Origin of the sequence: Microcoleus sp. Pol1C5 (assembly GCF_036701115.1) — a bacterium.
GTDB lineage: Bacteria > Cyanobacteriota > Cyanobacteriia > Cyanobacteriales > Microcoleaceae > Microcoleus.
The window spans coordinates 93,104-107,629 of record NZ_JAUBQE010000014.1 but is presented as its reverse complement, the minus strand read 5'-3'; the positions used below and the strand labels follow the sequence as shown (position 1 = coordinate 107,629).

Genomic DNA, 14,526 nt, shown 5'->3' with positions numbered 1-14,526 from the left:
TCATCAACTATTATGGGCCAAAAAATACATCCAATTGGTTTTCGCCTCGGCATTACCCAAGAGCACCGCTCTCGCTGGTTTGCCGATCCCAAAAACTATCCAGAACTCTTGCAAGAAGACTATAAAATTCGCAAGTACGTTCGTAAAACCCTCAGCAATGCTGGCATTTCCTCGGTCAAAATTGAGCGGAAAGCCGATCAAATCGACCTAGAAGTGTTCACCGCCAGACCAGGCGTTGTCGTAGGCCGCGGCGGAGCAGGCATCGAAACCTTGCGCGTCGGTTTGCAGCAGCAACTCGGTAGCAACCGCCAAATCCGCATCAACGTCGTCGAAGTCCAGCGAGTAGACGCCGATGCCACACTGATCGCGGAATACATCGCTCAGCAACTAGAACGGCGCGTATCCTTCCGCCGAGTCGTCCGCCAAGCAATCACCCGCGCCCAAAAAGTCGGCATCCAAGGCATCAAAATTCAAGTCAGCGGACGCCTCAACGGCGCAGAAATCGCTCGTACCGAATGGACACGGGAAGGAAGAGTCCCCTTGCACACCCTGCGGGCCGACATCGACTACTCCTACTGCACTGCTCAAACCATCTACGGTATTCTGGGCATTAAAGTTTGGGTTTTCAAAGGCGAAATTATTCCCGGACAGGAACAAGAGGCTGCACCAAATGCAGCAGTGCCCCGCACAAAACAAAAGCGCCGCCGCCAGAACTTTGAAGATCGATCGAACGAAGGCTAGCTAATTGTTAACTGTTAGTTGTCATTTGTTAAGTGTGAGTTGTTCCAAACCAATTAGCAATTAGCAATCACCAATTACCAATTACCAATTACCAATTACCCAACTCCCAAAGCCATGTTAAGCCCTAAAAGAACGAAATTCCGCAAACAACAGCGCGGGCGAATGAGCGGTATTGCCACCCGCGGCAATACAGTTAGTTTTGGCGATTTCGCGCTCCAAGCCGTCGAACCCGCCTGGATTACTTCCCGCCAAATAGAAGCCGGACGCCGCGCCATGACCCGCTACATCCGCCGGGGTGGCAAAATTTGGATTCGCATTTTTCCCGACAAACCAGTCACCGAGCGCGCAGCAGAAACCCGGATGGGTTCTGGTAAAGGCTCACCAGAGTTTTGGGTGGCCGTGGTCAAACCGGGCAGGGTAATGTTTGAAATTGGCGGCGTAACTGAAGAAACTGCCCGCGAAGCAATGCGTTTGGCATCTTTCAAACTACCAATTAAAACCAAGTTCATCACTCGCGAAGAAGGCCAGTCATAGCGAAGAGCGAAGGTAGAATTAGGTCTGTATTAATCAGCATTTTAAACGGCTACAGCAATTTAAAATCTGGCTTTCATAACTTTTCTTTCCTTCGACCTTCAGCCTAAGAGACAATTCTGTCTTCTGTCATACCGCTCGCTAACGAGAAAGCACACAATTATGTCTTTGACCAAGATTAAAGAAGCTAGAGAATTAAGCGATGCTGCTGTAGCAGAGCAAATTTTAGCCGTCAAGCGCCAACTAATGGAATTGCGGCTCCAGCAAGCTACCGGCCGCATGGAAAAGCCTCACCTGTTTAAGCACGCCAAACACCGGCTAGCTCAATTGATGACAGTTGAACGCGAGCGCCAAATCGTTGCTGAGAAAGAAGCAGCAGAAAAATTAGCCGCATCTAAACAGGTAGCACAGCCTGCTGCAACCGCAGCAGCCGAGCCGACGATCGCACAGTAGCTAAAAAAAAGTCAATTGCACAACAAAAATAGGTAGCTATGGCAATTAAAGAACGAGTTGGCGTAGTAGTCAGCGACAAGATGGATAAAACCGTCGTGGTAGCAATCGAAAACCGCTCCTCCCACACCAAATACGGCAAAATCGTAGTCCGCACCAAGCGCTACAAAGCTCATGACGAAGAAAATCAGTGCAAATCTGGCGATCGCGTTCGCATCACTGAAACTCGCCCCCTGAGCAAAACCAAACGCTGGACGGTTGCTGAGATTTTTGGGACAAAAAATGGCTAACAGTTAATTGCCACATCGCGATCTCCCGATCGAAAATTAACAATCAACTAGCAGTCAAAAGTCAACAGTCAACAGTTAACAGTCAATAGTTAACACTCAACAATCACCATGATTCAACCCCAGACATACCTCAATGTCGCCGACAATAGCGGAGCCCGCAAACTGATGTGCATCCGCGTATTGGGAGGCGGCAACCGTCGCTACGGCGGAGTCGGCGATGTCATCATTGCCGTCGTCAAAGATGCCATCCCCAATATGGCCGTCAAAAAATCAGATGTCGTTCGGGCTGTCATTGTCAGAACTCGCAAAGGTCTGCGCCGCGACAGTGGCATGAGCATTCGTTTTGACGATAACGCCGCCGTTATTATCAACGTAGACGGCAACCCCAAAGGCACTCGCGTCTTCGGTCCCGTAGCCCGCGAATTGCGCGACAAAAACTTTACTAAAATCGTTTCCTTAGCCCCGGAGGTACTTTAAAATGTACGGAAAAAAGGGTAAACCAACTAGCGAACCGCAGCGCTACAGAATGCACGTCAAAGCAGGCGACACCGTGCAAATAATTACTGGCAAAGAGAAAGGAAAAGTCGGAGAAATCTTAAAGACATATCCTAAAGTCAGCAAAGTAGTTGTTAAAGGTGTAAACATCAGAACCAAGCACGTCAAGCCCCAGCAAGAGGGAGAGTCAGGGAAAATACTCACGTTTGAGGCTCCCATTCACAGCTCAAATGTCATGCACTATTCCGAAAAAGAAAAAATAGCTAGCCGCGTTTGCTATACATTTAGCGAAGACGGCCGGAAACTGCGACAGCTCAAAAAAACTGGAGAAATCATCGATAAATAGTGATTTGTTATCAGTCATCGGTCATTAGTCCGCCTTCTGACAAGTGACTTTTAAACTCATAACTAACAGCTAACATCGGTGGGACGGACAATCGACAAATTCCCTGACCAAGCCCAGGGACAGTTAACGAAACACAAAAACTATGCCGGACAAACTCAAGGTTCTTTATCAAGGAAAAATCGTTCCCACACTGATGGATCAGTTTAAATATACTAATATCCATCAGGTTCCCAAACTCGTCAAAGTCACAGTGAACCGCGGTTTGGGAGAAGCATCTCAAAACGCTAAGGCACTGGATTCGTCGATCAACGAAATTGGCATCATCACCGGGCAAAAACCAGTGGTGACGCGGGCGAAAAAAGCGATCGCAGGCTTCAAAATCCGCAAAGGAGTACCCGTCGGCGTTATGGTGACGCTGCGCGGCGATCGGATGTACGATTTTCTCGATCGGCTGATCAACCTCGCACTCCCCCGAATCCGCGACTTCCGCGGCATCAGCCCCAAAAGCTTCGACGGGCGCGGCAACTACAGCTTGGGTCTGAGAGAACAGCTAATTTTTCCAGAAATAGAATATGACCGCATCGATCAAATTCGAGGCATGGACATTTCAATTATCACCACAGCAAACACTGACGAAGAAGGACGCGCCTTGCTTAAAGAAATGGGAATGCCGTTCCGGGACAACTAAGCACTAGAGTAAGAAGCAAAAGATGGCAGCTAACGATACCATAGCAGATATGTTGACGCGCATTCGCAATTCTTGCATGGCGCGCCACCAAACAACGCAAATTCCAGCTACAAAAATGACCCGCAGCATCGCCCAAGTCCTCAAAAGTGAAGGCTTCATCGGCGAATTTGAAGAAGCAGAAGAAGGGGTCAAGCGACATTTAGTGCTTTCTTTAAAGTACAAAGGTAAAACTCGCAAGCCCATTATCACGGCACTGAAGCGAGTCAGCAAACCAGGACTGCGCGTTTACTCGAACCGTAAAGAATTGCCCAGAGTATTAGGCGGAATTGGCATAGCCATTATTTCTACCTCCAGCGGCATTATGACGGATAGAGAAGCTCGACGCCAAGGTTTGGGCGGTGAAGTGCTTTGTTATGTTTGGTAGTCATTAGTCATTAGTCATTAGTCACTGGTCGTTGGCAACAGACTCAAAAATCAATCACTAAGGACTAATAACTAAGCACTAATAATCAAGGACTAATAACTAAAAACAAAGGACAAAAAACTATGTCGCGAATTGGCAAGCGTCCGATTAGCATTCCCACTAAAGTCACCATCACCCTAGACGGTCAAAAAGTAGCCGTCAAAGGCCCTAAAGGTGAACTTTCCCGAGTAATCCCAGCCGAAATCCTCATGGGAATTGAAGGCGAGACTTTACTCGTTACCCGCCGAGACGAATCTCGCGTCGCCAGACAACTGCACGGCTTGTGCCGCACCCTAGTCGCCAACATGGTCGAAGGTGTATCCCAAGGTTTTCAGCGGCGTCTCGAAATTATCGGCACAGGTTATCGGGCACAGGTTCAAGGACGGAACCTGATTTTAAACGTCGGTTACAGCAAACCCGTTGAAATGCCCCCTCCAGAAGGCATCACAATGGCAGTTGAAGGCAACACCAACGTCATTGTCTCCGGCATTGACAAAGAACTCGTAGGCAATACAGCAGCCCGCATCCGCGCAGTGCGTCCGCCCGAAGTCTACAAAGGCAAAGGCATTCGCTACAGCGGCGAAGTCGTCCGGCGCAAAGCTGGTAAAACAGGCAAAACAGGTAAGAAGTAACAATGAAGCTTACTCGCAAAGAATCAGTCCAGCGCAGACACCGCCGTGTTCGGCGCAAGGTGTTCGGCACAGCCGAACGTCCCAGACTAGCGGTATTTCGTTCAGAGCAGCATATCTACGCTCAAGTAATCGACGATACCGCCCAGCACACTTTGGCCGCCGCGTCAACCCTCGATCCCGAATTGAAGTCAACTCTCAGTTCTGGCGGCAACTGCTCCGCGAGCGTGCAAGTCGGTCAGTTGATTGCCAAACGCTGTTCCAGCGCTGGCATAGTCAAAGTCGTATTCGATCGCGGGGGCAACCTCTATCACGGTCGTGTCAAAGCCCTCGCAGAAGCAGCTCGCGAAGCGGGGCTAGACTTCTAGAGGGGGTAATGGGTAGCGGGTAATGAGTAATTAAAAAGTAAAAAGTCAAAAGTTGAAAGTTAAAAGGCAAAATCCAGATTTCTTCTATTTTTACTTTTTACTCAAACAATTACCAATTGCCGATCGCCTTTCACCAATTACTAATTCCCACAGGACAAAACTATGGCAGAACAAAAAGAACAGCGCAACAAGAAAAAAAGCAGCAGTAACAAAACACGCGAAAAAGAATCCGAATGGCAAGAACGGGTCGTTCAGATCCGGCGCGTTACTAAAGTAGTCAAAGGTGGTAAAAAACTTAGCTTCCGCGCCATAGTCATTATCGGCAACGAACGCGGTCAAGTTGGAGTAGGAGTCGGCAAAGCTAGCGACGTAATCGGTGCCGTTAAAAAAGGCGTCGCTGACGGCAAAAAGCACCTAATTGAAGTCCCCCTCACCAAATCTAACTCCATCCCTCACCCCATCAACGGTGACGGTGGCGGAGCTAAAGTCATGATGCGGCCGGCCGCTCCAGGAACCGGGGTAATTGCAGGGGGAGCAGTGCGAACAGTTCTCGAACTAGCAGGAGTCCGCAACATCTTAGCCAAACAGCTAGGTTCTGGAAATCCCTTAAACAACGCCCGAGCCGCAGTCAATGCCCTCTCCACCCTCCGCACCTTGTCCGAAGTTGCTCAAGAGCGCGGAATTCCAGTAGAAAATCTCTACGGTTAGGGCACGCGAGAATGGGAAACTGTAAGTTTTGAGTGTTAAGTGCTTGCGGTGAAAATAAAAAAATCCGCAACTTAAAACTCACGCACTCAAAACTACTGCGTACCCGCTCTCTAAATACCAATTACCAATTACCAATTACTAAAACTATGAGATTGCAAGACGCCCGACCCAAAGCAGGCTCCCAAAAGCGCCCCCGACGCTTGGGCAGAGGTATTTCTGCCGGTCAAGGCGCGAGCTCCGGCAAAGGGATGCGCGGTCAAAAATCTAGAGCCGGTAGCGGCACTAGACCGGGTTTTGAAGGAGGTCAAAATCCTCTCTACCGCCGTCTCCCCAAGTTGAAAAGCTTCCCTCTAGTGAACCGGAAAGAGTACACTACCATTAATGTAAGTAAATTAGCATCACTGCCAGCAAACACAGAAGTTACTCTCACCTCTTTAATGCAAGCGAAAATTGTCAATACTGACAACGGGCCGCTGAAAATCTTAGGAGATGGCGAACTGAATGTACCTTTGCAAGTGCGCGCCTCGGCTTTTACCGCAGGTGCTCGCACCAAAATTGAAGCCGCCGGCGGAAGTTGCGAATTAGTTGCGTGAAGATTTGGGGTTTGAGAGTTTGTCCTAATCTCAAATCCTCAAGCTTGCTATCAGAAAATGATTTAGTCGAAAATCGCAAATCTAAAATCCAAAATCGTAACTATGGACGTTAGTAGAGAAAAAGCGCCAACTGCACAAGAGACGTTCATGCAGATGGCTCAAGCTGCTGGTTTGCGGGGCCGCATCCTCGTAACCCTTGGCTTACTGATTTTAGTACGCCTGGGTGTCCACTTGCCCGTCCCCGGCATCGATCGAGTCGCCTTTGCCCAAAACGTCCAAAATAGCCCTTTAATTGGCTTTTTGGATTTGTTCTCAGGAGGCGGCTTGTCAGCTTTGGGGATTTTCGCGCTGGGGATTTTGCCCTACATTAATGCTTCAATTATTGTGCAACTTCTAACTGCGGCTCTGCCAAGCTTAGAAGACTTGCAGAAAAATGAAGGAGAAGCAGGGCGGCGCAAGATTTCTCAAATTACTCGCTACGTTTCTTTGGGCTGGGCAATTCTGCAAAGTATTGGCATTGCGATTTGGGTCAGCCCTTTTGCTCAATCTCCATCGCCTTTATTCATAGCACAAACTGCTTTGGCTCTGACAGCCGGCTCAATGTTTGTAATGTGGATATCGGAAGTGGTGACGGAACGAGGTATCGGGAACGGAGCGTCGCTACTGATTTTTATCAATATTGTGTCGGTATTGCCGCGCTCTTTGGGACAAACTTTTGAATTGGCTCAAAGCGGGGACACGCAAGTTGTAGGCCGTGTAGTCGTTCTGCTGCTGGTCTTTTTGGTAACGATTGTCGGGATTGTTTTTGTTCAGGAAGGTACTCGCCGCATTCCGATTATTTCGGCCCGTCGCCAAGTCGGTCGCAAAGTATATCGGGAGAGCCGGAGTTATCTGCCCCTGCGCTTGAATCAAGGCGGAGTGATGCCGATTATTTTTGCATCTTCGGTGTTGATTGTGCCTTCTTTCCTCGCTCAGTCTCTCAATAACCCGTTTTTGGTTCAAGTTGCTAATGTTTTGAGTCCGAACGGCCCTGCCCCTTGGGCTTACGCGCTGTTTTATCTAACTTTGATTCTGTTCTTCAGCTATTTCTACGCTTCGTTGATTGTCAACCCCGTAGATATGTCTCAGAACTTGAAGAAAATGGGCGCTAGCATTCCTGGAATTCGTCCGGGTCAGAAAACCAGCGATTATGTGGAGAAGGTTTTGAACCGTTTGACTTTCTTGGGAGCGATTTTTCTAGGTCTGGTGGCAATTGTACCAACTGCTGTAGAAAGCGCGATCGGTGTGCAAACTTTTAGAGGTTTTGGCGCAACTTCCCTACTGATTCTAGTAGGTGTGGCGATCGAAACTGCCAAGCAAATTCAAACTTACGTCATCTCCCAACGATATGAAGGAATGGTGAAGTAATCGCAATGAAATTGATTTTTATGGGGCCTCCAGGGGCGGGAAAAGGAACTCAGGCTCAGATATTAGCCGCTCACTGGAAAATACCCCACATTTCTACGGGCGATATCCTGCGCGCCTGCGTGGTTGCCAAAACTGCCTTGGGTCTAAAGGCGAAAGCCTACATGGATGCTGGTGAGTTGGTTCCCGACGAGTTATTGAGGGATATCGTGCAAGAACGCATGAATCAACCAGATGCTAGTGCTGGTTGGATTCTGGACGGCTTTCCCCGCACTGTGGCACAGGCAGCGTTTTTTGACAAACTGCTTTGTGATGTTAGCGGTGCTGGGGGAAGTACGTCTGGTAAGGACTGCGATCTCAGAGCTGTCAATTTGGAGGTGCCTGACAACATTTTGGTGGCTCGCCTGCTGTCGCGGGGCCGCCTCGATGACAATGAGGAGACGATCCGCCGCAGGTTGCAAGTTTATCGCGAGCAAACTGAGCCTTTGATTGAGTTTTACAGCGCCCGCCAACAGTTAGTTGCGGTTGATGGCGATCGCGACATGGAATTAATCACCGCAGAACTGCAGCAAGCTCTCTCTGGCGACTCTTGAACCCTCTCAATACAGCTTGTTACTCACAAGCTTTTGCTAAGATATGTTAACTAGGAGCTTTTTGTGCTATCAGGTTTTGTGAGGGTTGCTAGAGACCGGATTGAACTCGATACTAATTGCCACAACTTTACTCAAGTAAAGCTAAAACAAGCGGTTGGTTGAGTATTAAAGTCGATCGAGTCGCCCGAATTATTGCCCCCCGTTCGCGTTTGACTCCTACCAGTAAATAGGTTTTGAGACCAACGCCGGGACACTCCTAGTTAATCAAATGTAGAGTTGAGGTAAATACCAAATTGTCTAAGCAAGATTTAATTGAAATGGAAGGGACAGTGACGGAATCCCTGCCCAATGCGATGTTTCGCGTTGACCTAGATAATGGGTTTAACGTGCTGGCTCACATTTCCGGCAAGATCCGCCGCAACTACATCAAAATTCTGCCTGGCGATCGCGTCAAAGTCGAATTGACTCCCTACGATTTGACCAAAGGCAGGATTACTTATCGCCTTCGGAAAAAATAGGCTTAGATAAAACTTTCTAAAAACTAATTCTAAGTTTAATTTAGAGAGAATTTGGTAAAAAGCTTCAAATTTATGCTATAATGCTACGTTTGTAGTGTTGCCGAGAAGGGCGTCAACAACCCACCGGTGTACCGGGTTAAGTCATTGTTACACCGTAAAAGTATCGCTCGGCCAACACTCTGGCGCAGGCGAACTTTACCCAGCAATGGGAGTGGGTGCAAGCGGGCTCCTTCATGAAACAACCCGCACTTTATACAATTTAATCGAGGAGAGGCCTACACCTTGCCCAGCCTCTCCTCCCACCGCTCTACGGGCAGTCCCAGCGTGCCTGCTCTCCGGTAGAGCGGGGTTCTCCAGGCAGGAAGAAAGATGAAAGTTCGAGCATCTGTCAAAAAAATTTGTGAGAAATGTCGCGTCATCCGCCGTCGCGGTCGAGTGATGGTGATATGCACTAACCCGAAACACAAACAGCGCCAAGGTTAGAAAAAAAAGGAAGATTGGGCAATGCACGCAGGTGCATCCTAATTGAACATTGTAGCCAAATAGGAAAACTAGGGAGACAAAAAGTGTGGCACGGATTGCCGGGGTAGACCTTCCACGCGATAAGCGCGTCGAAATAGGTCTGACATACATTTACGGAATAGGCTTGTCGCGGGCCCAAAAAATTATCGCTGCAACAGGCGTAAATCCTGACACTCGCGTTAAGGATTTAACAGAGGCCGACGTGACAGCTCTGCGGGCTCATGTAGAAACCACATACCAAATCGAAGGAGACCTCCGGCGCTGGGAGTCAATGAACATCAAGCGCCTGATGGACATCGGAACTTATCGCGGTCGGCGTCACCGTTTGGGTCTGCCGGTGCGGGGACAACGAACCCGTACCAACGCCAGAACCCGTCGTGGCGTCCGCCGAACAGTTGCGGGCAAGAAAAAGGCACCTTCCAAGAAGTAACATCTTTTTTGGAAAAATACGCTGGGGGCTGCTGGCTCCTAGCGCTTCGGGACATTAGTTGAGAGAAACGTTAAAGAGACTAATATGGCGCGACAACAAACAGGCAAGAAATCTGGTGCAAAAAAGCAGAAACGGAATGTACCCAATGGGGTAGGCTACATCCAGTCTACCTTTAACAACACGATTGTAACTATTACCGACCTCAACGGCGAAGTGATATCCTGGGCATCGGCAGGTTCCAGCGGTTTTAAAGGAGCTAAGAAGGGAACTCCCTTTGCAGCTCAAACAGCAGCAGAAAGTGCTGCCCGCAGAGCCAACGACCAAGGAATGCGCCAAATAGAAGTAATGGTGAGCGGGCCTGGAGCAGGTAGAGAAACTGCAATCCGGGCGCTGCAAGGGGCGGGACTGGAAATCACCCTGATTAGAGATGTTACCCCAATTCCTCACAACGGCTGTCGCCCTCCCAAGCGGCGTAGAGTCTAAAACGATTTGAGATTTTAGATTTTAGATTTTGGATAATGGCTAACTGCTTAAAGTCAAAAACTAATGGTTCTAACTGTTGCCCCGTCCATCCAAAATCCGAAATCCGTTCAGGGGTATGCTCTGCAATCTAAAATCCAAAATCAAAAATCCAAAGTGGAAAAGGGAGGTCACTCCGTGGCGCAGTTTCAAATTGAATGTATAGAGTCTAACACTGACAAAGACCGCAGTCAGTACGGAAAATTTGTCCTAGAACCGCTCGATCGCGGTCAGGGAACAACTGTTGGGAATGCGCTTCGGCGAGTTCTGCTTTCAAATTTGGAAGGAACAGCAGTAACTTCAGTCCGCATCGCGGGTGTCAATCACGAGTTTGCCACGATCGAAGGGGTACGTGAGGATGTTCTAGAAATTCTCCTGAACATGAAAGAGGTCGTCCTCAAAACTCATTCTCAGCAGCCGCAAATCGGTAGGTTGCGGATTGAGGGGCCTGTCACCGTTACGGCCGATCGATTCGATTTGCCCTCAGAGGTGGAATTGATCGATCGATCCCAGTACATTGCAACTCTCTCCCCAGGTTCAGTTCTGGAAATGGAATTCAGAATTGAAAAAGGCATCGGATACAGAGCAGTAGACCGCAGTCGGGATGATGGATCGGCTTTGGATTTTCTCCAAATTGACGCCATCTTTATGCCGATTCGCCGAGTCAACTACAGCGTTGAAGATGCTCGGGTAGGCGGTACGGTCGAAAAAGACCGGCTGATTATGGAAATCTGGACTGATGGCAGCGTGACTCCTCAAGAAGCTTTGAGTCAATCTGCCAACATCCTGGTAGATTTATTTGCACCTCTCAAAGACATCACCCAAGATTCTCTCAAACCAGAGTATCCAGGTGAAGCCGATCCTACTAGCCAAATTCCGATCGAAGAATTGCAGTTGTCCGTCCGGGCTTACAACTGTCTCAAGCGGGCTCAGATCAACTCAGTCGCAGACTTATTGGATTATACCCAAGAAGACTTGCTCGAGATCAAGAACTTCGGGCAGAAGTCTGCCGAAGAAGTGATTGAAGCTTTACAAAAACGCTTGGGCATTACCTTGCCACAGGAAAAATCAGCTAAAAGTTAATCAACGGGTAACGGGTAAAAAAGTTCTGAATTTTAAGTAGGTGAGTTTTTAAGTTAAAGAAATCACCGCTCAAAACTCGCGGACTATCCCGGCACCCAATTACCAATTACCAATTACCAACTGCTATGCGTCACCGCTGTCGCGTTCCCCAACTCAACAAACCGGCTGACCAGCGCCGCGCCCTGCTGCGCTCGCTGACCACCGAATTAATCCGCCACGGTAAAATTACTACCACTCTCGCCCGCGCCAAAGCGCTGCGCCCAGAGGCGGACAGAATGATTACCCTGGCAAAAGATGGCTCCTTGGCCGCTCGCCGGCAAGCTATGGGCTTTATCTACGACAAACAGTTAGTACACGCCTTGTTTGAAGCAGCCCAAGAACGGTACGGCTCGCGCAACGGGGGCTACACCCGCGTAGTGCGAACTGTCCCCCGTCAAGGAGACAATTCCGAAATGGCGATCGTTGAACTGGTTTAATTCAATTTTGGGTTGGAGATTTGTGATTTATGACTGACAATCCAAAATCCCCAATCGAAAATCCCCAATCGATACAGCGCGTTGCTCTAGTAATCCAATACCTCGGCACTAACTTTCACGGTTGGCAGCGACAGCCGAACCAGCGTACAGTACAAGAAGAAATTGAAACAGCAATATCGACTGTTCTGGAACGCCCGGTAACGCTGCACGCTGCTGGGAGAACCGATGCGGGAGTCCACGCTGCTGCTCAAGTAGCGCATTTTGATGCCCACGGCCCAATTCCGGCTCACCGCTGGGCAAGCGTTCTCAACTCTCGACTGGCAAAAGATATTTTAATTCGAGCTTCGGCAAAGGTGGAACCTACCTGGCACGCTCGGTTCTCAGCCAGTTGGCGGCGCTATCGCTACACCCTTTATACAGATCCGACCCCTAATTTGTTTGTGCGTCCTTTTGCTTGGCACTGCTATCACGCCCCTGTGGATGAATCTTTGATTCAGAAAGCTTTGACACCGCTCATCGGGCGGCATCACCTGGCTGCTTTTCACCGCGCGGGCTCAGCCCGCCCCCATTCCTGGGTGGACGTACAAGCGGCAGAGTGTCACCGTTCTGGGCCTCTTATCTATATTGAGGTTCAGGCGAGCGGGTTTCTATACGGGATGATGCGGCTGCTGGTGGGGTTGCTGGTGCAGGTGGGTCGCGGGGAAAGGCCGATCGACAATTTCACAGATATCTGGGTCAACGAACGCCGAGAAATGGTAAAATATGCCGCTCCCGCTCAAGGTTTGTGCCTGCTGCGGGTTGGCTATTCAGAATTTCCCTTTCCCCCAGAGGTCTGGTACGACACTCAGCCAAAATTAGTCATTAGTCATTAGTCATTAGTCATTAGTCATTAGTCATTAGGTAACTACTAATAAAAAACTAAGGACAACTAACAATTAAAAACTGACAACTGACAACTGACAACTGACAACTAACAACAGTTAACAGTTAATAGACAACTAACAACAAACAATGAACAAAACTTACGTCCCTACTCAAGACTCCCTAGAGCACAAGTGGTACGTGGTCGATGCCGCCGACCAGCGGCTGGGCCGTCTGGCAACTGAAGTTGCCATGTACCTCCGGGGGAAACACAAACCGACTTACACTCCTTCTATGGATACCGGCGACTTCGTAATTGTCATCAATGCCGACAAAATCGCTGTTACTGGCAAAAAACGTACCCAGAAAATCTACCGCCGCCATTCTGGAAGACCGGGCGGGATGAAAACAGAAACTTTTGCCAAATTGCAAGCACGTTTGCCCGAAAGAATCGTCGAAGAAGCTATACGGGGAATGCTGCCTCACACTTCTCTGGGCAGACAACTGTTCACTAAACTGAAGGTGTACGCTGGCCCCAACCACCCGCACCAAGCTCAAAAACCAGAAGAATTAATTGTTCACACGATTCCGGGAGGAAATGAGTAATGCAAGCAACAGATACATCGGGTCGCGCTGTTTACTGGGGTACCGGCCGCCGCAAGCGTTCCGTAGCGCGGGTGCGCTTGGTTCCCGGCACTGGCATACTGACTGTCAATGGTAAAGAGGGGGATTTGTACCTGCAATTCAACCCTACTTATTTGGCTCTCGCCAAAGCCCCTCTGGAAACTTTGGGTCTGGAAAATGAGTACGACATTTTGGTAAAAGTCGAAGGCGGTGGCTTGACAGGTCAGGCTGATTCGATTCGCTTGGGTGTCGCTAGAGCACTTTGTCAATTAGACCCGGACAACCGCAAGCCTCTTAAGACTGAGGGCTATTTGACTCGCGACCCGCGGGCCAAAGAACGGAAAAAGTACGGTTTGCGGAAAGCTCGCAAAGCTCCTCAATACTCGAAGCGGTAATCGAGGTTCGGCAACGGATTGTGTAACGGATGTAACGGATGTAATGAAAGTTCGGCAACGGATTTTTTAACGGATGTAACGGATGTTCGGATTGACGGATTGAGGGAAGAAGGAAAAAGGAAGAAAGAAAAGGCAAGAATCATTCAGATTTTATCTGCCTTTTTTTCAAGTTTATTTCCGATTCCTGATTCCGGGTTCCAAAAGGTATAAGACAAAATTGGTGCTGTTGTTGGTTTAGAAGTCCTGCGGCAGCTAAAATGGTTGTAAAGTCAAAAATTAGAGAGTAAAAAACAATGGCAAAAGATGGCATTCACCCTGAGTGGTATCCCGAATCTCAGGTTTATTGCAACGGGGAACTGGTGATGACTGTGGGTTCAACTAGACCAAAGCTTCAAGTTGATGTCTGGTCGGGAAATCATCCTTTTTATACTGGCACTCAGAAGATTATTGATACTGAAGGTCGTGTCGAGCGTTTTATGCGGAAATACGGCATGACCGAGGTAGAAATGCCGAAGGCAGATGCTTCCTCTGGGCCGCTGAAAATGGAAGATCCCAAAGCAGATGCTTCTAAGGCTGCTGCTAAAGGCAAAAAGAAGAAGTAGCCGGATTGTCATTTGTCCGCAGTTTGTTGAGAGTAGTTCTTTCTACTGGCAACTTACCGCCTTCGGATTTTAGATTTTAGATTGAAGACTTGCTAAGGCTGGCAGTTGAGTTCGATCGAGTTAAGTTCGATCGACATCTATCCTAACTGCTCTTGAGTTCTAAAATCTAAAATCTAAAATCTAAAATCGATCCGCCC

Annotated in this window: 24 protein-coding genes; all 24 read left to right on the top strand. The window is 48.7% G+C overall.

Annotated features, from left to right (window positions below; translation table 11 throughout):
* Window positions 1-12 precede the first annotated feature (12 nt).
* Entirely contained in the window at window positions 13-741 is a 729-nt protein-coding gene (gene rpsC, locus QUA23_RS10560; protein WP_006634995.1) for a 30S ribosomal protein S3, read from the top strand.
* Window positions 742-855: 114 nt separating this feature from the next.
* The gene (gene rplP, locus QUA23_RS10555) at window positions 856-1,275 is read left to right on the top strand and encodes a 50S ribosomal protein L16 (protein ID WP_333059807.1); all 420 of its coding nucleotides are present in this window, start codon (window positions 856-858) and stop codon (window positions 1,273-1,275) included.
* Between the two features lie 159 nt (window positions 1,276-1,434).
* Entirely contained in the window at window positions 1,435-1,725 is a 291-nt protein-coding gene (rpmC, locus tag QUA23_RS10550) for a 50S ribosomal protein L29 (protein ID WP_333074729.1), read from the top strand.
* A 38-nt stretch (window positions 1,726-1,763) separates the two neighbouring features.
* Window positions 1,764-2,012, top strand: coding sequence for a 30S ribosomal protein S17 (rpsQ, locus tag QUA23_RS10545; RefSeq protein ID WP_006634992.1), 249 nt, complete (start codon window positions 1,764-1,766; stop codon window positions 2,010-2,012).
* Window positions 2,013-2,120: 108 nt separating this feature from the next.
* Complete coding sequence (gene rplN / locus QUA23_RS10540; RefSeq protein ID WP_006634991.1) at window positions 2,121-2,489, top strand: 50S ribosomal protein L14; 369 nt, start codon at window positions 2,121-2,123, stop codon at window positions 2,487-2,489.
* A 1-nt stretch (window position 2,490) separates the two neighbouring features.
* Complete coding sequence (gene rplX, locus QUA23_RS10535) at window positions 2,491-2,853, top strand: 50S ribosomal protein L24 (protein WP_333074730.1); 363 nt, start codon at window positions 2,491-2,493, stop codon at window positions 2,851-2,853.
* 142 nt (window positions 2,854-2,995) lie between these two features.
* On the top strand, window positions 2,996-3,541 hold the full coding sequence (rplE, locus tag QUA23_RS10530) for a 50S ribosomal protein L5 (protein ID WP_006634989.1): 546 nt from the start codon (window positions 2,996-2,998) through the stop codon (window positions 3,539-3,541).
* Window positions 3,542-3,563: 22 nt separating this feature from the next.
* Window positions 3,564-3,965: a 30S ribosomal protein S8 gene (rpsH, locus tag QUA23_RS10525; RefSeq protein ID WP_190737227.1), complete on the top strand. Its 402-nt coding sequence runs from the start codon at window positions 3,564-3,566 to the stop codon at window positions 3,963-3,965.
* A 122-nt stretch (window positions 3,966-4,087) separates the two neighbouring features.
* On the top strand, window positions 4,088-4,636 hold the full coding sequence (gene rplF / locus QUA23_RS10520) for a 50S ribosomal protein L6 (protein ID WP_333074731.1): 549 nt from the start codon (window positions 4,088-4,090) through the stop codon (window positions 4,634-4,636).
* A gap of 2 nt (window positions 4,637-4,638) precedes the next feature.
* Window positions 4,639-5,001 carry a 50S ribosomal protein L18 gene (gene rplR / locus QUA23_RS10515; RefSeq protein WP_333039624.1) on the top strand — a complete coding sequence of 121 codons (363 nt, stop codon included), beginning with the start codon at window positions 4,639-4,641 and terminating at the stop codon, window positions 4,999-5,001.
* A 162-nt stretch (window positions 5,002-5,163) separates the two neighbouring features.
* Window positions 5,164-5,709, top strand: coding sequence for a 30S ribosomal protein S5 (rpsE, locus tag QUA23_RS10510; protein WP_242719711.1), 546 nt, complete (start codon window positions 5,164-5,166; stop codon window positions 5,707-5,709).
* Between the two features lie 146 nt (window positions 5,710-5,855).
* Entirely contained in the window at window positions 5,856-6,302 is a 447-nt protein-coding gene (rplO, locus tag QUA23_RS10505) for a 50S ribosomal protein L15 (protein WP_333070037.1), read from the top strand.
* A 102-nt stretch (window positions 6,303-6,404) separates the two neighbouring features.
* The gene (secY, locus tag QUA23_RS10500; protein ID WP_333074732.1) at window positions 6,405-7,709 is read left to right on the top strand and encodes a preprotein translocase subunit SecY; all 1,305 of its coding nucleotides are present in this window, start codon (window positions 6,405-6,407) and stop codon (window positions 7,707-7,709) included.
* A 5-nt stretch (window positions 7,710-7,714) separates the two neighbouring features.
* The gene (locus QUA23_RS10495; RefSeq protein ID WP_333074734.1) at window positions 7,715-8,299 is read left to right on the top strand and encodes an adenylate kinase; all 585 of its coding nucleotides are present in this window, start codon (window positions 7,715-7,717) and stop codon (window positions 8,297-8,299) included.
* Between the two features lie 293 nt (window positions 8,300-8,592).
* Complete coding sequence (infA, locus tag QUA23_RS10490) at window positions 8,593-8,817, top strand: translation initiation factor IF-1 (RefSeq protein WP_006276978.1); 225 nt, start codon at window positions 8,593-8,595, stop codon at window positions 8,815-8,817.
* Window positions 8,818-9,186: 369 nt separating this feature from the next.
* Window positions 9,187-9,300 carry a 50S ribosomal protein L36 gene (rpmJ, locus tag QUA23_RS10485; protein ID WP_015178722.1) on the top strand — a complete coding sequence of 38 codons (114 nt, stop codon included), beginning with the start codon at window positions 9,187-9,189 and terminating at the stop codon, window positions 9,298-9,300.
* A gap of 85 nt (window positions 9,301-9,385) precedes the next feature.
* The gene (rpsM, locus tag QUA23_RS10480; protein WP_006634981.1) at window positions 9,386-9,769 is read left to right on the top strand and encodes a 30S ribosomal protein S13; all 384 of its coding nucleotides are present in this window, start codon (window positions 9,386-9,388) and stop codon (window positions 9,767-9,769) included.
* 84 nt (window positions 9,770-9,853) lie between these two features.
* Window positions 9,854-10,252, top strand: a complete 399-nt coding sequence (rpsK, locus tag QUA23_RS10475; protein ID WP_006634980.1) for a 30S ribosomal protein S11 — start codon at window positions 9,854-9,856, stop codon at window positions 10,250-10,252.
* Window positions 10,253-10,426: 174 nt separating this feature from the next.
* The gene (locus QUA23_RS10470; protein WP_202798589.1) at window positions 10,427-11,371 is read left to right on the top strand and encodes a DNA-directed RNA polymerase subunit alpha; all 945 of its coding nucleotides are present in this window, start codon (window positions 10,427-10,429) and stop codon (window positions 11,369-11,371) included.
* Window positions 11,372-11,496: 125 nt separating this feature from the next.
* On the top strand, window positions 11,497-11,847 hold the full coding sequence (gene rplQ / locus QUA23_RS10465) for a 50S ribosomal protein L17 (protein WP_190657966.1): 351 nt from the start codon (window positions 11,497-11,499) through the stop codon (window positions 11,845-11,847).
* Between the two features lie 29 nt (window positions 11,848-11,876).
* Entirely contained in the window at window positions 11,877-12,719 is an 843-nt protein-coding gene (truA, locus tag QUA23_RS10460; RefSeq protein ID WP_333074735.1) for a tRNA pseudouridine(38-40) synthase TruA, read from the top strand.
* Window positions 12,720-12,858: 139 nt separating this feature from the next.
* On the top strand, window positions 12,859-13,314 hold the full coding sequence (gene rplM / locus QUA23_RS10455; RefSeq protein WP_015178725.1) for a 50S ribosomal protein L13: 456 nt from the start codon (window positions 12,859-12,861) through the stop codon (window positions 13,312-13,314).
* The gene (rpsI, locus tag QUA23_RS10450; protein WP_006634975.1) at window positions 13,314-13,727 is read left to right on the top strand and encodes a 30S ribosomal protein S9; all 414 of its coding nucleotides are present in this window, start codon (window positions 13,314-13,316) and stop codon (window positions 13,725-13,727) included. The genes rplM and rpsI overlap by 1 nt, the downstream gene beginning before the upstream one ends.
* Before the next feature lie 293 nt (window positions 13,728-14,020).
* Window positions 14,021-14,329, top strand: a complete 309-nt coding sequence (rpmE, locus tag QUA23_RS10445; RefSeq protein ID WP_333074737.1) for a 50S ribosomal protein L31 — start codon at window positions 14,021-14,023, stop codon at window positions 14,327-14,329.
* Window positions 14,330-14,526: the final 197 nt, after the last annotated feature.